A 19,646-nucleotide genomic window follows, 5' to 3' on the forward strand; every position below is an offset into this window, starting at 1 on the left:
GTTGTGCGTACGCTCTATGGCAGTGACACGGGGTGTCGGATCAACCGACTGAGATAAGACCCGTAGAACCTGATCTAGTTCACGCTAGCGGAGGGATGTCGCATGGCTTTGCATGCAGTTGCCCAAAAATACCGGCAACAATCACCTTTGGTTTTTTGCCTGACCAATACCGTCGTATCCAATTTCACCGCCAATGTCTTGCTGGCATCCGGGGCTTCCCCGGCCATGACGGATCTGCCCGGAGAGGCCGGCCCATTCGCGCAGGCAGCTTCAGCCGTATTGGTGAATTTGGGAACTCCAAGCACTGAACAGCTGACCGCCATGGAAGAAGCTGTGCAGTCGGCGAGCGCTGCAGGCACCCCCTGGGTCCTGGATCCAGTGGCAGTGGGAGCGCTTCCGGTGCGCACGGAGTTTGCCCGGCGCATTGTCCGGCAACGCCCGACCCTGATTCGCGGCAACGCCTCGGAAATCCTGGCCCTGGCCGGCCGGCAATCTGCTTCGCGCGGTGTCGATGCCTTGGATGAGGTTTCTGCCGCCTTGGCGGCGGGACGCGAACTGGCCACGGAACACGACTGCGTAGTGGCCATTTCCGGCCAGGCTGACGCCATCATCGACGCCACGCGTACCGTCTTGGTGCATACCAACGGAATTGGCTTGACCCGGATGACAGGTGGCGGCTGCGCCTTGGGCGCGGTCTGCGCCGGGATGGTTGCGGTCCACGATGACCCGTTCGAGGCCACCATCGCAGCCCACGGTTTCTATGGCCTGGCCGCGGAAAAGGCCCTGGCTGGCAGCTCCGGTCCGGGCAGCTTCGCAGTTGCCTTCCTTGATGCGCTGTCGGCTGCCGATCCCGGGGAACTGAAGACTTTGAAGTACGAGGAATTGAACCATGCATAATTACGGCGCTTATCTAGTAGCCAACACTGCCAGCTGCACCCCACGCAGCACCCTGGAAGTTATCGAGGGCGCCGTCGCCGGAGGGATCGGGTGGATCCAGCTGCGCGCCAAGGATGAAAGCGCCCGGGAATTCTTCGAGCTGGCCTGCGCGGCTGCCAAGCTCACCGAGGGCAAAGCCCAGTTGCTGATCAATGACCGCATTGACGTCTACCTCGCGGCACGGGCTGCTGGCGCAGCAGTGAACGGCATCCATATCGGGCAAAAAGATGTGCCGGTACAGTTGGCTCGCCAGATCATCGGCGAGGGCATCATCGGCTTGAGTGCTTCCAGCGATGAGCAATTGGCCCAGGCGAACAAGGACGCCTCGGTGATCGACTACCTCGGTGTAGGAGCCATCCGCGCCACTCCGACGAAAAAAGACCATCCTGCTCCCCTGGGGCTGGACGGCTTTGCGCGAGCCGCTGCCTTGGCCAAGCTGCCCTGCGTAGCGATCGGCGCAATTACCCAAGACGATGCCGCCGCGATCCGCGCCGGCGGCGGCGCAGGCCTGGCCGTGGTCCGCGCCATCTGCAATGCCGAAGATCCGCAACTTGCCAGCGCGCAGCTGGTCGCAGCCTGGGAGGCCTCGAAATGAACATCCTATCCATCGCAGGCTCCGATCCTTCCGGCGGCGCCGGAATCCAAGCGGATCTGAAGGCCATTGCCGCCAACGGCGGCTACGGAATGTGCGTGATCACCGCTTTGACTGCGCAAAACACCCATGGGGTATCCGGAGTTCAGGCGATCAGCGGCGATTTCGTCCTCGCGCAGCTCGAAGCCGTGAGTACAGATATCCGCATCGATGCGATCAAGATCGGGATGCTGGCCAACGCCGAGGTGATCCGCGCAGTCACCAGCTGGCTGGAAACTGTTGACGCCCCCGTCGTGCTGGACCCGGTCATGGTGGCGACCAGCGGGGATCGCCTGCTCGACGACGAATCGGCCCTTGATTCACTGCTGGATCGCGCCACGGTGATTACCCCGAACCTGCTGGAGCTGGCCAGCTTGCTGCGCGAGCCTGTGGCCCCTTCCTGGGACGAAGCCCTGCGCCAGGCCCAGCGGCTGGCTGCCAAGCACGGCACGCTGGTGCTGGCCAAGGGCGGGCACCTGGCCGGGGCGGATTGCCCCGATGCCCTGGTGTCGGCGGGCGGGGTGCAGCTGGAGCTGCACGGACCGCGCCATGCCACCAGGAACACCCACGGCACCGGCTGCACCCTTTCCAGCACTCTGGCTACCCGCTTCGCTGCCACTGGAGATTGGATCGCCGCGTTGGAGCAGTCCAAGTCCTACCTCTCCAAGGCCATCGCAGCGGCCGACCAATTGCAGGTGGGCAGCGGCCACGGCCCGGTCAACCACTTCATCGACTTCTTCGGCACGGCAGATCCCATGGGCGACTGGTGGCAGAAGATCCAGCCGATCCGCGAGGAAATCGACCAGCTGGATTTCATCACCCGGCTATCCGAGGGCACCTTGGACCGGGATGACTTCCACTACTACATCGCCCAGGATGCGCTGTATCTGCTGCGTTACGCCAAGGTGCTTTCGCTAGCCAGCTCGATGGCGCCGGATCTCGGTGCACAGCGTTTCTGGTCGCGTGGCGCCAACGGCATCCTCGATGGCGAGCTGCAGCTGCACGGCAGCTACCTGGATGAGTTCGCTGATACGCCCAGCGCCACCACGCTGAACTACACCAACCACCTGGCCGCCAGCCAGGAGAGCTACGGGGAGCTGATTGCCGCGATCCTGCCTTGCTACTGGCTGTACCAGGACATCGGCAAGCGGCTGGCGGCAGCCAACCATGCCGAGCATCCTTATCGGCAATGGCTGGAAACCTATGCATCCGAGGAATTCGATTCCGCCACCGAGCAGGCCATCGAAATGGTCCGCCAGGCGTTCGAGCAGGCAGATCCGCAGCTGCGGGCCCGCATGGAGGCCGCTTTCATCCGCTCCGCGGAACATGAGCGCTCTTTCTTCGCGCAGGCGCACGAGAACCGAGTAGACTTCTCTACGGCCTAAAACCCGCAGGGCCCGGGAAGAGGAATCATGAGTTGGAGCATTCACGGCAACGGCAGGACCATCACCCCAGGTGAGGTAGTTGCCCCGGATGAGCGGCTGCATTGGCCGCAGACCGTTTCCATCGGAGCCCAGCACATCCTGGCGATGTTCGGCGCCAGCATCCTGGTGCCAACCATCACCGGCTTCCCGGTCACCACGACCTTGCTGTTCACCGGCCTGGCCACCGTCATCTTCTTGCTGATGACCAGGAACAAGGTGCCCAGCTACCTCGGCTCGTCCTTTGCGATGATTGCCCCGGTCCTCTCGACCACCCAGTCGCACAGCATGTCCGGCGCGCTGGGCGGCATCGTGATGACCGGGGCCTTGCTGTTCGTTGTCGGGCTGATCGTGCAGAAGACCGGCACCGGCTGGATCCACGCCCTGATGCCGCCGGTGGTCATGGGCACCATCGTGGCGCTCATCGGCCTGAATTTGGCCAGCGCAACGCTGGTTCCCATGACCGAGTTCCCGCTGACCACTTTCCTCACGGTGATCTTTACCGTGGTCGCGACCGTTGCGTTCAAGGGCCTGCTGGGCCGGTTGTCGATCCTCATGGGACTTCTTTGCGGCTACCTTGTTGCGCTGGCCCAGGGGCAGGTGAGCTTCAAGGCGGTTGCTGCCGCAGAGTGGATCGGACTGCCAGAATTCCACACCCCGACCTTCCACTTCGACACTGCGCTGATGTTCCTGCCTGCGGTGTTCGTGCTGATCGCCGAGAACATCGGCCATGTGCGCACCGTGGGCGTGATGACCAATCGCGACCTGTCGAAGTTCAACGGCCGTGCGCTGATGGCCGATGGCGCTGCCAGCGTGCTCGCCGGTTTCGGCGGCGGTTCGGCCACGACCACCTATGCCGAGAACATCGGCGTGATGGCCGCTTCGCGCGTGTACTCGACCGCGGCCTATTGGATCGCTGCGATTGTGGCCGTGGCCCTGGCCTTCCTGCCGAAGTTCGGCGCATTGATCGGCACCATTCCAGAAGGCGTGATCGGCGGCTTGGGCATCGTGCTCTACGGCATGATCGGCATCGTCGGCGCGCGCCTGTGGATCGAGGCGAAGGTGGATTTCGGCAACCCGATCAACTTGATGACCGCCGGCACCGGCCTGATTATCGCCATTGCGGTGACCAAGGAAATCGCTTTCGGCCAGCTCCAGCTGGGCGGCATCGCCCTGGGCTCGATCGCCACCTTGGTGGTCTTCCACCTGATGAGTATCGTCGCCAAGATGCGCGGCAACGATTTGGCGGACTCGCAGAAGCCTGCGGATAGCTAGCAAATAAATTCCCCGCAGGCCGGCATCGCGATAACTCGCAATGCCGGCCTGCTTTTTTGCCAAGAATTCGGGAGCTGGCCAGTCATGAACCGGCGACGCGCACTGGGCCTCCCCCGGTCTTGAAGTAAGGACTCCTTCCAATTTGTGATCGATCTCCCATAAAAAATCGGGAAATCGGGATTCTGCGGCTCTCGAATCCGATAGCATGGCTCATTGTGACTGCGACTACATCAGACGGAAAACTCTCCGCGCGACTCATCTTCATCGCCCTCGGGGCGGCATTGGGTGGGTTCGTTTTCGGATATGACTCATCAATCGTTAACGGCACCGTGGACGCTGTCGAGCACGAATTCGGGCTCAACGCGGTAACCATCGGATTCACCGTTTCCTGCGCCCTGCTCGGCGCAGCACTGGGAGCTTGGATAGCGGGTGTGGTCTCCGAACGCGTGGGACGCGTGCGCACCATGCTCTTCGCCTCCATCCTCCTGGCAGCATCAGCCATCGGCTGCGGCCTGTGCTTCGGCGTAACCGACCTGATCATCTGGCGCATTGTCGGCGGCATCGGCGTGGGCTTCGCCTCGGTGATCGCCCCTGCCTACATTGCCGAGGTCTCCCCGGCCGCGCATCGCGGACGCCTGGGCACCATGCAGCAGATGGCCATCGTGCTGGGCATCTTCGTGGCCTTCCTGGTCAGCGCGCTGCTGGTCTTCGTCATGGGCTCGGCGGATGCCGTCGGCTTGTTCGGCCTGACGGCCTGGCGCTGGATGTACCTGTCGCTGCTGGTTCCAGCAGTGCTCTACGGCCTGCTCTCGCTGCGCCTGCCCGAATCTCCCCGCTACCTGGTCGAGCGCGGCCGCTTCGTTGAAGCAGCTACCGTGCTGACCCGCGATATGGGCATGAACGCCGGCACGGATACCGAAAAGAAGATCGAAGAGATCCGCTCCACCGTGCACATCGAGCGCCGCCAGGTCTTCAAGGACCTGCTGGGCCGCTTCGGCTTCCACCCGCTGGTGTGGGTCGGCATCCTGCTCTCGGTCTTCCAGCAGTTCGTCGGCATCAACGTGATCTTCTACTACTCCACGACGCTGTGGAAGTCCGTCGGCTTTGCCGAATCGGATTCCTTCACGATTTCGCTGATCACCTCGGCGACCAACGTGCTGGCAACGATCGTGGCGGTGCTGCTGATCGACGTGCTGGGACGCAAGCTGCTGCTCACCATCGGCTCGGCCATCATGACCGTGTCGCTGGGCATGATGGCGGTAGCGTTCGCGCAGTCGGTCACCATCGACGGCGCCGTGTCGCTGCCGGGCAGCTGGGGCATCGTCGCCCTGGTCTCGGCCAACCTGTTCGTGGTCGGCTTCGGCGCCACCTGGGGTCCGGCCGTATGGGTATTGCTCGGCGAGATCTTCCCGAACTCGATCCGCGCCATGGCACTCGGAGTGGCAGCCTCGGCGCAGTGGATCGCCAACTTCGCCGTTTCCACCACCTTCCCGGCCCTCGCCGAGGCAGGCTTGGCATTGGCCTACGGCATCTACGCATTCTTCGCGTTGCTTTCCCTGATCTTCGTGATCTTCCTGGTCAAGGAAACCAAGGGGCGCCAACTCGAGGAGATGACCCTCTAGGCACCACCCGCAGGGCATTGCGGATTGCGCAAAGGAGGCAGGAACCAAGATGGTTCCTGCCTCCTTTTGCGTGCCCGGATGCTTACCAGGCCTTGTTGGGCACATCCACGCCGACGTCGCTTTGCAGCGAGAGCACATGCTCCAAGCTTGGCCGCCCTTCCAGCGTCGGGCCCTGGCCGGCGAGCGCCACGCTGACTGTCTGCCCCGGCTGCAGGTCCACCTGCTGGCCGCGCACCCAGATCGGACGGGAGAAGGCTCCGTGCAGGGTGAAATCAATGGCTTCAGCCCGCAAGCCCACGGAAATCCTCATGCCCCGCCACCCGAGGTTGAAGCGCAGGGCCCGCCATTTCTCCGGGAGCCGCGGATCAAAGCGCAGCTGGTCGTCATCGTCGCGCAGTCCCGCGAAGCCGTAGATCAGCGCCGACCAGACGCCACCGGTCGATGCCACATGCACGCCGTCAGCGGTATTGCCATGCAGGTTTTCCAGATCCACGTTCAGCGCGTGCTCGAAATACTCCCAGGCAAGATCGCGGTAGCCCACCTCGGCGGCGAGAATCGATTGCACTGTCGCCGACAGTGTCGAGTCGCCCGTAGTCAGCGGGTCATAGTAGTTGAAATCCGCAAGTTTCTGCTCGGCGGTGAAATCGCTGGAACGCAGCCACAAAGCCAGCACCGCGTCGGCTTGCTTGATGACCTGGAAGCGGTAGATCACCAGCGGATGGTAGTGCAGCAGCAACGGCCGCTTATCCGCACCGGTATTGGCCAGGTCCCAGACTTCGCGGTTCAAGAAATGCTCGTCCTGGGGGTGGATTCCGACCGTTTCGGAATACGGGATGTGCATGCAATCAGCGGCCTTGAGCCACAGGGCGATCTCCTCGTTTTCCAATGAGTGCCTGCTGGCCAGTTGCGCGAACTCGCGCGGATGCTCTTGGGCCATTTCGGCCAGCAGCTGGGCGCTGCGGCGCAAATTGAAGCGCGCCATGACATTGGTGTAGAGGTTGTCGTTGACTACCGCGGTGTACTCATCGGGCCCGGTGACCCCATGGATATGGAAACGCTCATTGCCCTGCTCGCCACGCCAGAACCCCAGCGAGGCCCACATGCGCGCAGTTCCCACGAGGATTTCGGCGCCGCCGGCCAGCAGGAACTCGTCATCCTCCATGACCCCGAGGTACCGGTTGAGCGAATACACCACGTCGGCATTGATATGGTACTGCGCAGTGCCAGCCGGATAATAGGCGCTGGCTTCCTCGCCGTTAATCGTGCGCCACGGGAAGAGCAGGCCTTCCTCGTTCATGATCAGCGCCCGCCGGGTCGCTGCAGGAATCATCGAGACCCGGGCGCGCAGCGTGTTGCGCGCCCACTGCTGGTTCGTATAGGTCAAGAACGGCATCACATAGATCTCGGTATCCCAGAAATAGTGCCCGGAATAGCCGTTGCCGCTTACTCCCTTGGCGCTGATGCCCAGGCCGTCGGCACGTCCGGCAGCTTGGGCGAGCTGGAACAGGTTCCAGCGGATCTTGCGCTGCAGCTCGGGCTCATCGCTCTCCACCACCACATCGCTGCGGTCCCAGTAGTCGGCCATGAAACGGCGCTGGGTGCGGAAGTGCTCGTCAATCCCCAACGGCACCAGGTGCTCCAAGGCCCGCGCAGAACGCAAGAGCATCTCCTGGGCAGGATGGCGCCGCGAGGAGTGGTAGACCGCGTACTTGGAGACGCGCACGCCTTGCCCGGCTTCCAGCCTGGCGCTGATCACTTCATCGGCGCGGTCATCGTCCACCTGGCGGACCACGGACAGCTCCGCCTGCGCTCCGCCAGTGGTGGCCACCTCGTGCTCCACCATTGCTGCTACCGACATCCCGGATCCGAAGACCTGGTACGAGATGCCCAGCCGCGCGCCATCGCGGTGGGTGCCCGCCGGATGCAGCGGGTTGGCCCTGGCTTCCTCGCTCTTGCGCGGATCGGCAGGAACCCCGGCATCGGTTTCCTCCGGGGAAGCCACCTTCCGGCTGGAACGGTACCCGATGACCGAAGACTGGATCAGCACCTGCGCCGGAGCATCGAGCAGGCGCACGTGCACGTCCTGCAGCGCCACGTGGCGATCCGTGAAGGAAATCATTGAGCGGGCAGTGACGGCTACCCGGTGCCCCTCGGCAGTTCGCCACAGGGTGTGCGCGGTCAGCGTCCCGTCAATGAAATCCAGGCGCAGCTCATCACGCAGCATCTCCGTGCGGCCGACTTCCAGGGCTTCGTCATTGATGAACACGCGCATGGTCCGGAAATCCGGGGCGCTGATCATGGTCTGTCCGGTTTCGGCCAGCCCGAAGGCGCTCTCGGCATGGCGGATTTCCCAGGTCTCATGCAGCCCGTTGATGAATGTGCCACCTCCTTGGTCCCCCAGACCCAGTTGCGCAGCCCGTGCACCCAGAAAACCGTTGCCCAAGGAGAAAACGGTGTCTTCGGCGCCATCGCTGTCACGCTGGTTCCCGCGCCACAGCGACCAGGAGTCCTCTTCCCAGGCCTTGGCTGCTTGCTCGGAGACCAGTTCGGAAAGGTCATGAACCACAAAATGGGCCCCTGCATCCAGCAAGGCGGCCTCATTGCCTTCGCGGGCCACGCCGATGACGCCGAAGCCCCCGGCACGCGCTGCCCTCACCCCGCTGGTGGCATCCTCGATGACGGCGCATTCTTCCGGACGCCAACCCAGATCGGCGGCGGCAGCCAGGAACGTGTCCGGGGCTGGTTTGCCCGCCAGCCGGCGCGCAGCAGCTTCCTGGCCGCTCATCACCAATGGGAAGTGCTCGGCCAGTCCTGCGGCAGCCAGTACCACGCGGGCATTGCGCGAGGAGGACACCACCGCGACGTCCAGCCCGGCATCCAGCACCTGTTGCAGGTAGGCCACGGAGCCAGCATAGGGGTCGATCCCGTCGCGCTGCAGCACTTGGGTGAACTTTTCGTTCTTCATATTGCCCAGCGCGCAGATGCTGCCCTCCCCCGGCAGATCGCTTTCATCCCCGCGGGGCAAGCTGATGCCGCGGGATTCGAGGGTGGCCGCCACCGCGTCATAACGCGGACGGCCGTCAAGCAGGTTGAAATAGTCCTCGGCAGTGTATGGGGCCACGCCCGGGTGCTTGTCGAAAAAGGTGGTGAAAAGTTCTTCCCACGCCTTGCGATGCAGCAACGCGGTAGGAGTGATCACGCCATCCAGATCAAAGAGGACGGCCTTGTAATCACGATGTCGGTACTCAGGACGAAAAGCGTTCACAATCGAAATCCTTCGAAAGAGGAGCGAATTACTGGCCGTAGTCCTTACCGTAGCAACTGAACGCGCTTGCTTCGACATACTACGATAAGAATGTGGCTCAGTGGATAGATGTATGGAATAGCGAAGACTGGCGTGAGGCAACCGCCGAGTGGATCGATGCTGCGTGCGAGGCATATGGCATTCAGCGCACCGCAGGACCGGATTTTTGGCCCGCAGATTTGCACCAGATCCAGGCGGCGGTTCAGACCGGTGCCGCAGATCTGATCTTCAGCGCCAACGCTCCGGGGCTGGCTTCGGAACCAGCGACCACGGTCGCTGCCGGCCAGCTGCTGCCCGATCGCGTGGTGATGCCACTGGCTATCGACCGGATCGCCGGCTACATGCTCAGCCCGGATTTCGGGCACACCCTGGCGGATCTGGGCGATTCGGTGGAGAACTGGGAGCTGGCCATGGCCTCGCTCGGTTCCTTTCAGGTCGCACTGATGGGCCACGAGGAAGAATTCTTTGATTCCGGGGTCACCGTGGTGGACCCGCAGTTCCTGCCCGAGCAGTACGAGCAGGCGCTGATGATGCATGTGTCCCTGGACCCGGCACACCCGCTGTACCTGGATGGATCCATGGCGGACAAGATGGTTTCGCATCTCGATGAGTTGAGGAGGGCCACCGCTGCCCTTCATGCCGGTGCGGTGCCGTTGAGCATCGAGCACGGCAACTTCGATCTGTCGCAGGTGGTGGTTCCTGCCGAGGCCGGAGACCACGGCCGCATCCTGAATCTGTCCTCCGCGCACTGGGCTCACCCCTTCTCATCCCTGAACACGCCGCTGGCCGCCATGTGCGAAGCGTGGGATTGCGATACCGGTGATGAGCGAGTGATGAAGGTGCTTTTCGCGTACCTGGACCAGTTCTCTGCCTACGGCTCAGCAGATGAGCTGTACGACCTGATTAATCCAGCCTGCCTGGTTGCGCCGCTGTCGCAGCACGAGACCTGGTTGCGCCTGCTCCTGGATGCCAGCGACGAGCAACTGCAGGAGCACGCCGAGACCGTTTTGGGAACCCTGGATATCTCCTAGGGCCGCAGTTCAAGAGCCCAGAACCCTGGCCAGCAAGGCCGCGTCATCGCTCATGATGGCGTCGGCCTTGCGCTCCATCAGCAGCCGCATGGTCGGCTCGTCGTTGATGACCCAGACATGCACCTGGGCGCCGGCTCGGTGGACCGCCTTGATGAATCGACGGGTCGCTACCGGCAGCATGCCCTGGTTCAGCGGCACCTGGACCGCCCAGAAGCCTGCCAGCAGCCGCTTGGGAACCCAGCCCAGCAGGTGGGCGCACAGCCAGATGGCGACAATTTCCCGTTGACCCGGCGAGCGCCGTATCGGAGCGGAAAGCAGGTGGCCGACCGCGGCGCTGCGTGCCGTGGAGAAGGACGCGAGGGCAATTTGCCGATGGGCTTTCCTGCGCTCGATGAGCTCGGCCAGCGGGCCGATCACGTGCTCGTCCTTGACGTCCAGGTTCAGTGTGGCGTGCGGGAACGCATCGAGCAGTGCATCAAGCGTGCACAGCGGTTCCCCTCCGGCCCGCACCATTGCCAGCTGCTCGTCGGTGAAGTCGTTGAAATTCCCGCTCGCGTCGGTCACCCGGTCCAGGCTCTGGTCATGGAACAGGTAGACCGTGCCGTCGGCTGAGGCGTGCACATCCGATTCCAGATGGGTGATGCCCAGGTCTGCGGCGCGCTGGAAGGCTGCCAGCGTGTTTTCCTCGTTGCCCGTGCGTACGCCGCGGTGCGAAAAGGCGTAGGTCATTTCAGCAGGCCTTCAATGACCTGGGCTACCCCGTCATCGGCCAGCGAGGGTGCACGGAAGCGGGCGGAGGCCAGCGCCATGGGGTGTCCGGAGGACATCGCGTAGCCGTGGCCGGCGTATTCGAGCATTTCGATGTCGTTGGGCATGTCGCCGAAGGCCATCACTTCAGCTGCGGCAATTCCCAGGCGCTGGCAGTATTCATGCAGCGTGGTGGCCTTGTGGATATCCACATGCGCCATTTCCAATAGGGAAACGTCGAAGGCGGAGTGGGTCACCGATACCAGTTCTGCCAGCTGCGGCTCAACCGAGGAATAGAACTTGTCTATCGGCAGGTGCTGGGAGCGGGCAAGGAATTTCACGATGCCCTCGGAATCAATTGACTCGCTAGCCAGATCCAGGACTGCCTGCACCCCGAAGTTGTGGTGGCGGTCGGCAAAGCCTTCACCCAGGTGCAGCCCCTTGGTGGTCTCGGCAGCGAAGGACGCGCGCGGTTCCAGCTCCAGGATGATTTCGCTCGCCCGCCGCGCGGTAGCCGCGCTGAGCGTGCGCGACCAGATCACTTCGTCTTGTTCCAGGTCGTAGAGCACCGCGCCATTGGAGCAGATGACCGTGCCCATCCCGCCGAAGGCTTCAATGATCGGGCTCAGCCAGCGGAAGGGGCGTCCGGTGACAAAGACGATCTGGATGCCAGCGTCGCGAGCTTGGATGAAGGCACGTTGGGTGCGTTCGGAGATGGTGCCGTCCTTGGCGACAATGGTGCCGTCGAGGTCCGAGGCGATCAGCTTGATCATCTACAGCTCCTGGCGGCGTGGCGGGTTCGCCCCGGCACGCTGCACGGTCACCGCGGCGGCCATGGCCGCGAATTCCAGGGCTCGCGAAAGCTCCGCAATCTGCAGCTGGTTCAGCTTTTCGCGGTTGGCCGCGCCAATCAGGCCATGTTCGGCCAGCCAGCACAGCAGCGCGGCGGTGAAGGTATCGCCGGCACCCACGGTATCGGTGACTTCCACCGACGGCGCAGTGAATTCGGAGTCGCCGGCGCGAACGACGCCCCAGGACCCGCGCGAGCCTGCGGTAGACACCACGATCGCCGGACCCATGTCCAGCCAGGCACGGGCCGAGTCCTGGACCGAGCGCATCGGGTACAGCCACTTCAGGTCGATGCCGGAGACCCGCACCACGTCGGCCTGGCCGACGAATCGCTCGACCTCCGCCACGGTCTGCGAATGGTTGGTGACCAGCGACGGGCGCAGGTTCGGGTCGTAGCTGATGGTGGCATGGGTGCGCGCGGCCGAAAGCAACGGCAGCAGTTCTCCGGGGCTGAACAGGGTGGCGATGGAGCCGGTGTGCACCAGCTCGGCATCCTGGGCCAGCTCCGGCCCGATGGTCGGCATCTGCCAGTAGGCGTTGAACGCGAAGGCCGCGCCGCCGGCCGGGTCGAGGATGCCATGGGCAATGACGGTTGCCTGGTCATCGGCTCCGCCCAGGTATGCCACGTTGTTGTCCTTGAGGTAATCCTCGATCTTGCGGCCCTTGTCATCGGCGCCCCAGCGGGAAATCAAGGTTCCCGGGTACCCCAGGCGGGAGAGCGCAACCGCGACGTTCAACGGGCTGCCGCCAACGAACTCCTGGGCTGGGGCAATGCCGGAGGCCAGGACGTCAACGAGGGCCTCGCCGATCACAGTCGGGTTCATGCTGCTCCTTCAGTAATGCAGTGGGGACAGGGCACGCACGCAGGCAGCCCATTGGCTGCTGTGCGGATCGATCCAGGTGTAGTGGTCTCCCGCGAACAGCGAGAAGCTGTGCTCCTGTCCGAGCGCAGCCGCTTTCTGGGCTGCGATACGGGCAATTCTTACCGGAACATCGCCATCGTCCCGTCCATGAAAGATTACGACACGGGCATGCATTGGCCATAATTCCACCGGATTGCAGGCGCCCAATGGCGCGCCTGCGAGCATCTCGTCCACTGCGCTGCCGCTGAGCTTCAGGCGCTGCGCCGTTTCAAGGTCCAGGACCCCGGCCTGGCTGATCACCTGGGAGACCCGTGCATCATGGGCGGCCAGCACGCAGGCCAATTGCGCTCCGGCTGAATGGCCGATCAGCGTGATCGGCCCCTCTTCCTTGACCAGGCCCAGCGCGAGCCGGGCATCGGCCAGCATTTTCGCCGCGCTGCCCGGCCCACGCCGGTATTCGAGGTTGTAGGCAGGGATCCCGCGGGCGGCAAGATCCTCTGCCAGGGGCACGCCAAGGCCAGAGGTGTACTTTTCACGCCAGTATCCGCCGTGGATGATCATCACCGCTCCGCGAGCGGTGGTGCGTTCCGGCTCGTAGAACTGGACCTGCTGGTCCGGGTGCGCCCCGTAGTGCATGGTCGGCGCCCCGGCTAGTTGCCCGGGAAGACCGCGGCGCGCTTTTCGACGAAGGCGGCACGGCCTTCCACCGAGTCGGCGGTTCCGAAGGCCTGCTGGAAGGACTGTGCTTCAACCAGCAGGGCGTCATGGGTGTTCAACGCGTCCATGTCCACCATCGCGGCCTTGGCATTGCCAACGGCCGTCGGTGCCACCTTCGCGATCTCCTCGATGGTGGCCACGGCCTGGTCAATCAGTTCCCCGGCCGGGACAACGCGGTTGGCCAGGCCAATGCGCAATGCTTCCTCGGACTTGATGCGGCGGCCGGTGAAAACCAATTCACGGGCCATCGCGTTGCCGACACGTCGCGGCAGGCGCACCATGCCGCCAAAGCCGGGCACCAGCCCGAGGTTGACCTCCGGCTGCCCAAAGCTGGCCGTCTCGGAAGCGTAGATGAAATCGCAAGCCAGGGCGAGTTCGCAGCCGCCGCCCAGGGCGAAGCCGTTGACTGCGGCGATCACTGGAACCTGCAGCTTCTCCAGGCGTTCGGTGACCGCGTGCATCTGGCGCCCGTAGGCCAGCGCCGCCGCCGGGTCCATTTCGCGCAGCTGCACGATATTGGCGCCGGCGACAAAGGACTTCTCGCCGGCACCGGTGAGGATCACGCCGCGGTATTCATAGCCGGTGGCCTCGAACCAGTCCAGGAAGGCTTCAAGGTCGTTGACGACCTCTTTTGCCAACGCGTTCAGCGACTTCGGCTGGTTGACGGTCAGGATGAGGGCCGAGCCCTGGGTGCTCAGGCTGAGGGTATCGAATTGCTTCATACCCCTAACTCTCTCACGTAACGCGCGTCACGTATTGGATTGTCAGCGGTGCTTGCGTGGCTTTGCCTTGGCACCCTGTGGCTTCTTGGATGAGCTCTTGGCCTGCTGTTTTGCCTTGGCTTGGGCTTTCGCCTTGGCCTTCTTCTGCTCATTGACGCGCTTGGCCTTCTGCTCCTGGTTGCGCACCGAAGTCTGGCGCGATGAGCTGGCGGTACGTCCGCGCACAATGCCGATGAATTCTTCGAGCAAGGCGGTGTCTTCGGTGGCGGTAGGCCAGGCGATGCCCACCTGGGTTGGCGAACCGTCTTCAATGAAGCGCACCACCACGTCCTTGCGGGCGAAGAGCCGGGCAATGGACTGCGTGGTGCGCAGCACCTGGGCTCCGGAAGCGACAACTTCCATCGCTACCGGAATGCCGCCCACGGATTCCGGGTAGTCGGCCAAGTCGAGTTGCGGGAAGGACTCTACGGTCTCCAGCGGAATGGATTCTTCGAAGTACTCCACGTCGTGGTCTTTGCCCGCGCAGACCACTTCGAGTTCCTCGTAAAGCGGGATGACGTGGCGCGTTGCGTCCTTGGGCGAGTCGCCGCGATAGCGCACGAATACTGCGTCAGCCTCGCCATTGGCCAACAGATCCAGGATTTCCCCCTCATCCAGGCGCCAGGCTTTCAGCTCGATGGCAGGATAGCGTTCCTGGAAGCGGTCCATCCATTTGCCGGGGGTGACGCCGGTTGCGTAGGCGATTCGAAGTTTCTGCACGGGTTAAGCCTACGCTCTGCCGGGTTAAATGGCGCAGGCGGGCACCGGTGAACCGGTGCCCGCCTGCGTCCGCGCAAGCCGGGGAGGCCTACTTGTCGGTCTTGACGACCAGAACGTCGCATGGTGCCGAGTGGGCCACCGAGGAAGCTACCGAACCGAGCACGCGGCCCAGGCCCTTCATGCCCACGTTGCCGACAACGATCATCGAAGCCTTGCGGTCCTCGGCGTCGGAGATCAGCACGTCACCTGGCTTGCCGTGGCCGGCAGCAGCGGTGATCTTGACGCCTGGCACAGCGTTCTTCACGTCGTTGGCTACGCGCTGGGCCAGCTTGCGGGCCTGCTCTGCGTCGTCCAGGATCCAGGTATCGGAACCGATGGAAACGACCTCGGTGTTATCCGAAGCGTGAGCGGTGATGACCACCAGGTCAGCGTCGAGCTTGACGGCGAGTTCTGCAGCGCGGCGGGCTGCGCGCTGTGCGGTTTCGGAACCGTCTACGCCTACGATGATGGTTTCAGACATATTGTTCTCCTTATATGAGTGATGCATTAAGTGATGGGTAACACTTTATGGCCTTTAGGCCACTTTAGCCTGCAAAAAGTCCACGGCGCGCTGCCATGCGATGGCAGCCTGTTCGGGATCGTAGTTGCCGGCAGGGTTCTCGTCGTTGTGGAATGCGTGATCGGCGTCGTAGTAGAAGTACTGGACTTCCGCGCCTGATTCCTGGCGAATCTGCTCTTCCTGAGCCTTCGCCTGAGCCGGCGAGTACATCTGGTCCAGGTTCGCGTAGTGGCCCTGGATGGCCGCGCGGACTCCGGAAAAATCGTTGGGCACACCCTGGCCGACGCCATAGAAAGGCACGGCCGCGGCAATTTTCCCGCCTTGCTGGGCAGCCATCTGCAGCACGAAACCGCCACCCATGCAGAAGCCGATGACGCCCAGCTTCTCGCTGGTGACGTGCTCATTGGCCAGCAGGTAGTCCACGGCACCGCTCAATAGCTGGGCCCCGGCGGCTTCCGGGAGCTGGGACATCATCTGCCCGGCTTCTTCACCGTCGTGGGTGATCCAGCCTCCATAGAGGTCCGGAGCCAGAGCCACGAAGCCCTGCGCGGCCAGCCGGTCGGCAACGTCGCGGATATGGTCGGTCAGACCCCACCATTCCTGGATCACGATGACCCCAGGGCCCTTGCCGAACTCCGGCAAGGCGAGATAGCCATGCGCTTGCGCGCCTGAAGAAGGGAAAGTCACGTTCTGGTGCGGGGTTTTGTCCGCCATGGTGCCTCCTGCTCTGCGTGTGCCTCCAGTTTATGCAGGTCTGGACGCCATTGGCATTGACCTGCCCCACATTGCGCCAAAGTTGTTCTATTTTCCGAGCGTGACCTCGCCGATACGTTCCAGCGCATCGACCACCAGATTCCAGAAGCCTTCGTGATCCAGGTCCACCGCCACGGAAGTATTGCAGTCGGCGGAAGCCGGCGCGCGGAAGTCCGTGACGGTCATCCCCAAGGTCAGCTCGCCACGCAGCTCAACGCTGACCGGGGCCTTGACAGTGCGCACGATATCCGGGTCGATCACGTAGGCCACGGCGCATGGGTCATGCACCGGCGGTGCATCGAAGCCCTGGTGGTCTCGGTAGGCCCGGGCGAAGAAGTCCATCAGCTCGCGCACGAAGGTCGATGGGCCGGTGCCGATCTTCTCGATGCGTTCAACCACCTCGGAGGTGGCCAACGCCTGGTGGGTCAGGTCCAATCCGACCATCACCACCGGCCAGGCCTCGTTGAAGACGATGTGCGCAGCTTCAGGATCGATCTTGATATTGAATTCTGCCACCGCCGACCAGTTGCCGGTGTGGTAGCCGCCGCCCATCAGCACCACTTCGCGCACGCGTTCAACGATGCGCGGTTCCTTCCGGGCCGCCAAGGCGATATTGGTCAATGCGCCGGTGGGCACCAAGGTGATTTCGCCGGGTTCATGGCTCATCACCAGGTCGATGAGGACGTCCACGGCGTGGCGCCCATCGAGTTCGATACCCGGCTCCGGCTGGGCCGGCCCGTCCATCCCGGAATCCCCGTGGACGTCTCCCGCGGTTTCCACTTCGCGCACCAGCGGACGGGCGCAGCCGGCCGCGAAGGGAATGCCGGTAATGCCGGCGATGGTACCCACGGCCAGCGCGTTGGCAGTGACCTTATCCAGGGTCTGGTTGCCGGCCACGGTGGTCACGGCCAGCAGGTCGATCTTGGGATTGCCATGGGCAAGAATCATTGCCACGGCGTCATCATGACCCGGGTCGCAGTCCAAAATGATCTTGCGCGGGGCATTGCTGTCCTGGGTCATGGCTTCTTCCTTCGCTCTGCCAGCTGGCGGCCGGTAGCTAAGTCGTGGGGGCGGATAGGCATCCTTTGATAATTCTTTCGCGTCCCCATGCTATCGTCAAGCGCTTAACGCAAAGCTGTCGCGTGTCACAACTCCGACTACGATGGAGCCATGAAGAATGGTGAGAAGTCCGGCAACTCGCGCGCTCCACGCCGCGTGACCGCAGCGATGGTAGCCGAACACGCCGGCGTTTCCACCGCAACGGTCTCTCTTGTTGCCAACGGGAAGTCGGCGGGCCGGGTCTCGGCCGCGAATGAGCAGCGCGTGCGTGAATCAATTCGCGAACTGGGCTACTTCGTCGACAGCATCGGCAGCTCGCTGGCCAAGGGCGTCAGTTCGCTGGTGGTCCTGGTGGCCCCGGATATCTCCAACCCCTTCTTTGCCAAGGTGATCGCTGGCGTGCGCTCGGTATTGGCTAGCGACTACCAGCTCCTGCTCTCGGTCACGGATGCCGGCGTCTCCCCCAGCGCCAGCGAAACGAGGAAGATCATGGGCCTCCGTCCGGCCGGGCTGCTGGTCCATGCCCCAAGCCAGGATTTCCTCGAGGAAATTTCGAGCAACCTCCCGCTGGTGGCCCTGGATGCCCCGGGCATCGATCCATCGATTCCTGCCGTGAATATGGACGTCGCCCAGGGAGCGCGGGAAGTCGTAGCCCATTTCGCTGCACAGGGACACACCAAGGCCGCCTACCTGGATGCCAGCACCGGCACCGAGACCCTGGCAGTGCGCCGCGAGGCCTTCCTGGCGGCGGCAAGGGAGTACGGCATCGAAGTGCTGCCATCTTCTGTTGCCAGCTCGATGATCGACGTCACTGAGGCTTCAGCAGCCTTTGGCCAGCATTGGCCCAAGTGGCATGAATCGGGCGTGACCGCACTGGGCTGCGCAACCGATAACCACGCTTTCGGCGTGCTGCATGCTTCGCGCCTGCTTGGTATCCGCATTCCGCAGCAGCTTGCGGTGGCCGGATTCGACGACCTTCCCTACTCGGCGACGTCCAGCCCTTCCATCACTTCCGTGCAGCTCAACGCCCAGGAAGGCGGGCGCCAGGCCGCATTGAAGCTGCGCGCGCTGCTCGATGGAAAAACCCCTGACCCACTGCAGACAATGCTGCCCAGTTCGTTGATTGTCCGCGGATCGACGCTGGGCAACAAAGGAGACTAGCCGGTGAACATGCATAAATGGCCTGCCAAGGTCACTGCCGCCATCGCCCTGCTGATTGCTTTGGGCCTGATCGTCATGTCCAGCGGAGTGCTGGGCCTCATTACCGGCCCGGCAACCCCACCGGGCACCGGCATCGAATCCGCCGCGCGCAGCTGGGTGCTACTGGATTAGCTTTCCGCTCTTCGAAACTTCGGGATCGGTGCATGAGGACAAATCAAAGCAGCACGGCCGGCGCTTGCCATCACGCAGCTTGGAAATACTGGCCTCCACTCGGCGTTCGCGCGTGGAAGGGTTCTTGGTCGCACCGATCCAGCGTACCCATTCCCAGCGGGCCATGGCAGTGAGCCCTGCCCACATCTCATCCAGATCCCCAGCCTCGCCCAGGGCACTGGCCAGGTCTTGCGGAATCCCTGTTTCCGGCCAGGTTCTAGCGACCCGGGCGGTCAATTCCACTTGATCCCCCGCCTCGGCCAACAGCTGGGGCGCGCCCTGTCCATCGAGGGCCAACCAGTGGCCTCGGCGCCCGTCGGGATCTATTACGACCACGTGGCCTTCATGCGCCTGGAGAAGTTCCACCGCAACCTGTCCGCGGCTTGGCAACTTGTCGCTGGATTCCTGGTCGAGCCTGATTATCTTCCGATCGTTGACCAGATCTGCAGTTCCATTCAGTTCGAATATCTCATTGGATGCCGCCATGGGAATTCCCCTTCTCCGTTGTCCAAGGGCAGTCTATGGCACGGCGGCATTGCGCTTCCACGTGGCTAGACTGCTGTTATGACCCAACCTCCGCTGCTCGTTAGTTCCTGCCTGGCCGGCATCCCTTGCCGCTACAACGGCAAGGCGAAGGCAAACCCTGCCATCGTCGAGGCCGTGGCACGAGGAGAAGCCGTTGCGGCCTGCGCTGAGGAATTGGGCGAGCTCCCTACTCCGCGTCCGCCAGCGGAGATTGTCGGTGGCGATGGCCACGACGTGCTGGAAGGCCGGGCCTGCGTGATCGACATCAACGGCGAGGACATCAGCGGGCAGTTCATAGCTGGTGCCCAGAAGGTTTCGGATCTAGTCCAGCACCAGAGAATCACCGAGGCGATCCTGCAGGATCGCAGCCCCTCGTGCGGCTGCGGCACCATCTACGATGGCTCGCACACCGGAAAACTCGTTGCAGGCGATGGCGTACTGGCCGCCCTGCTCAAGCGCCGGGGCGTCAATGTCAGCGCGCCACCGGCAAACTGACACACCC

20 protein-coding genes and 1 riboswitch are annotated in these 19,646 nt (G+C 63.3%); of the genes, 9 read left to right on the top strand and 11 right to left on the bottom strand.

Annotated features, from left to right (window positions below):
• The first annotated feature begins 18 nt into the window (after positions 1-18).
• Positions 19-113, top strand: a riboswitch (TPP riboswitch).
• From thiM to ACIOTN_RS11620, 5 genes are all read left to right on the top strand, one after another.
• Positions 103-897, top strand: coding sequence for a hydroxyethylthiazole kinase (thiM, locus tag ACIOTN_RS11600; protein ID WP_013347455.1), 795 nt, complete (start codon positions 103-105; stop codon positions 895-897). (Overlaps the previous riboswitch by 11 nt.)
• Positions 890-1,531, top strand: a complete 642-nt coding sequence (thiE, locus tag ACIOTN_RS11605) for a thiamine phosphate synthase (RefSeq protein ID WP_193058078.1) — start codon at positions 890-892, stop codon at positions 1,529-1,531. The genes thiM and thiE overlap by 8 nt, the downstream gene beginning before the upstream one ends.
• On the top strand, positions 1,528-2,952 hold the full coding sequence (gene thiD / locus ACIOTN_RS11610; RefSeq protein ID WP_105662184.1) for a bifunctional hydroxymethylpyrimidine kinase/phosphomethylpyrimidine kinase: 1,425 nt from the start codon (positions 1,528-1,530) through the stop codon (positions 2,950-2,952). The genes thiE and thiD overlap by 4 nt, the downstream gene beginning before the upstream one ends.
• 27 nt (positions 2,953-2,979) lie before the next feature.
• Positions 2,980-4,263 (top strand): uracil-xanthine permease family protein, encoded by a 1,284-nt coding sequence (locus ACIOTN_RS11615; protein WP_105658654.1) that lies wholly within the window; start codon positions 2,980-2,982, stop codon positions 4,261-4,263.
• Between the two features lie 215 nt (positions 4,264-4,478).
• Complete coding sequence (locus ACIOTN_RS11620; protein ID WP_105662185.1) at positions 4,479-5,885, top strand: sugar porter family MFS transporter; 1,407 nt, start codon at positions 4,479-4,481, stop codon at positions 5,883-5,885.
• Between the two features lie 82 nt (positions 5,886-5,967).
• Here ACIOTN_RS11620 and ACIOTN_RS11625 read toward each other — a convergent pair whose 3' ends face one another.
• On the bottom strand, positions 5,968-9,150 hold the full coding sequence (locus tag ACIOTN_RS11625; RefSeq protein WP_402735392.1) for an HAD-IA family hydrolase: 3,183 nt from the start codon (positions 9,148-9,150) through the stop codon (positions 5,968-5,970).
• A 92-nt stretch (positions 9,151-9,242) separates the two neighbouring features.
• Here ACIOTN_RS11625 and ACIOTN_RS11630 point away from each other — a divergent pair, with 92 nt between their 5' ends.
• Positions 9,243-10,220 carry a hypothetical protein gene (locus ACIOTN_RS11630; protein ID WP_105658657.1) on the top strand — a complete coding sequence of 326 codons (978 nt, stop codon included), beginning with the start codon at positions 9,243-9,245 and terminating at the stop codon, positions 10,218-10,220.
• Positions 10,221-10,229: 9 nt separating this feature from the next.
• Here ACIOTN_RS11630 and ACIOTN_RS11635 read toward each other — a convergent pair whose 3' ends face one another.
• The 9 genes from ACIOTN_RS11635 to ACIOTN_RS11675 all read right to left on the bottom strand — a co-directional run bounded on the left by ACIOTN_RS11635 (position 10,230) and on the right by ACIOTN_RS11675 (position 17,209).
• Positions 10,230-10,949 (bottom strand): glycerophosphodiester phosphodiesterase family protein, encoded by a 720-nt coding sequence (locus ACIOTN_RS11635; RefSeq protein ID WP_332594765.1) that lies wholly within the window; start codon positions 10,947-10,949, stop codon positions 10,230-10,232.
• The gene (locus tag ACIOTN_RS11640; protein WP_105658659.1) at positions 10,946-11,740 is read right to left on the bottom strand and encodes an HAD family hydrolase; all 795 of its coding nucleotides are present in this window, start codon (positions 11,738-11,740) and stop codon (positions 10,946-10,948) included. The genes ACIOTN_RS11635 and ACIOTN_RS11640 overlap by 4 nt, the downstream gene beginning before the upstream one ends.
• Positions 11,741-12,640 carry a PfkB family carbohydrate kinase gene (locus ACIOTN_RS11645; protein ID WP_105662189.1) on the bottom strand — a complete coding sequence of 300 codons (900 nt, stop codon included), beginning with the start codon at positions 12,638-12,640 and terminating at the stop codon, positions 11,741-11,743.
• A gap of 9 nt (positions 12,641-12,649) precedes the next feature.
• Positions 12,650-13,315 (bottom strand): alpha/beta hydrolase, encoded by a 666-nt coding sequence (locus ACIOTN_RS11650; protein WP_105658661.1) that lies wholly within the window; start codon positions 13,313-13,315, stop codon positions 12,650-12,652.
• A gap of 14 nt (positions 13,316-13,329) precedes the next feature.
• Positions 13,330-14,118: an enoyl-CoA hydratase/isomerase family protein gene (locus ACIOTN_RS11655; protein WP_105662190.1), complete on the bottom strand. Its 789-nt coding sequence runs from the start codon at positions 14,116-14,118 to the stop codon at positions 13,330-13,332.
• Positions 14,119-14,160: 42 nt separating this feature from the next.
• A complete protein-coding gene (locus ACIOTN_RS11660) occupies positions 14,161-14,877 on the bottom strand; it encodes a LysR substrate-binding domain-containing protein (protein WP_402735393.1) in 717 nt (238 codons plus the stop codon).
• A gap of 88 nt (positions 14,878-14,965) precedes the next feature.
• Positions 14,966-15,397, bottom strand: a complete 432-nt coding sequence (locus tag ACIOTN_RS11665) for a universal stress protein (protein WP_038992696.1) — start codon at positions 15,395-15,397, stop codon at positions 14,966-14,968.
• Positions 15,398-15,451: 54 nt separating this feature from the next.
• Positions 15,452-16,150 carry a dienelactone hydrolase family protein gene (locus tag ACIOTN_RS11670; RefSeq protein ID WP_400341862.1) on the bottom strand — a complete coding sequence of 233 codons (699 nt, stop codon included), beginning with the start codon at positions 16,148-16,150 and terminating at the stop codon, positions 15,452-15,454.
• An 87-nt stretch (positions 16,151-16,237) separates the two neighbouring features.
• Entirely contained in the window at positions 16,238-17,209 is a 972-nt protein-coding gene (locus ACIOTN_RS11675; protein ID WP_105658665.1) for a nucleoside hydrolase, read from the bottom strand.
• 150 nt (positions 17,210-17,359) lie between these two features.
• Between ACIOTN_RS11675 and ACIOTN_RS11680 the strand changes: the two genes are divergently transcribed.
• Both ACIOTN_RS11680 and ACIOTN_RS11685 read left to right on the top strand, forming a co-directional pair.
• On the top strand, positions 17,360-18,409 hold the full coding sequence (locus tag ACIOTN_RS11680; protein WP_105662193.1) for a LacI family DNA-binding transcriptional regulator: 1,050 nt from the start codon (positions 17,360-17,362) through the stop codon (positions 18,407-18,409).
• A gap of 3 nt (positions 18,410-18,412) precedes the next feature.
• Complete coding sequence (locus tag ACIOTN_RS11685) at positions 18,413-18,580, top strand: hypothetical protein (protein WP_166650740.1); 168 nt, start codon at positions 18,413-18,415, stop codon at positions 18,578-18,580.
• Here the strand turns inward: ACIOTN_RS11685 and ACIOTN_RS11690 are convergent.
• Positions 18,569-19,105 carry a YdeI/OmpD-associated family protein gene (locus ACIOTN_RS11690; protein WP_402735394.1) on the bottom strand — a complete coding sequence of 179 codons (537 nt, stop codon included), beginning with the start codon at positions 19,103-19,105 and terminating at the stop codon, positions 18,569-18,571. The two genes, ACIOTN_RS11685 and ACIOTN_RS11690, sit on opposite strands and share 12 nt — an antisense overlap.
• Positions 19,106-19,183: 78 nt before the next feature.
• Between ACIOTN_RS11690 and ACIOTN_RS11695 the strand changes: the two genes are divergently transcribed.
• Positions 19,184-19,639 (top strand): DUF523 domain-containing protein, encoded by a 456-nt coding sequence (locus ACIOTN_RS11695; RefSeq protein ID WP_105658668.1) that lies wholly within the window; start codon positions 19,184-19,186, stop codon positions 19,637-19,639.
• Positions 19,640-19,646: the final 7 nt, after the last annotated feature.

This window comes from Glutamicibacter sp. NPDC087661, assembly GCF_044743275.1.
Taxonomy (GTDB): Bacteria; Actinomycetota; Actinomycetes; order Actinomycetales; family Micrococcaceae; genus Glutamicibacter.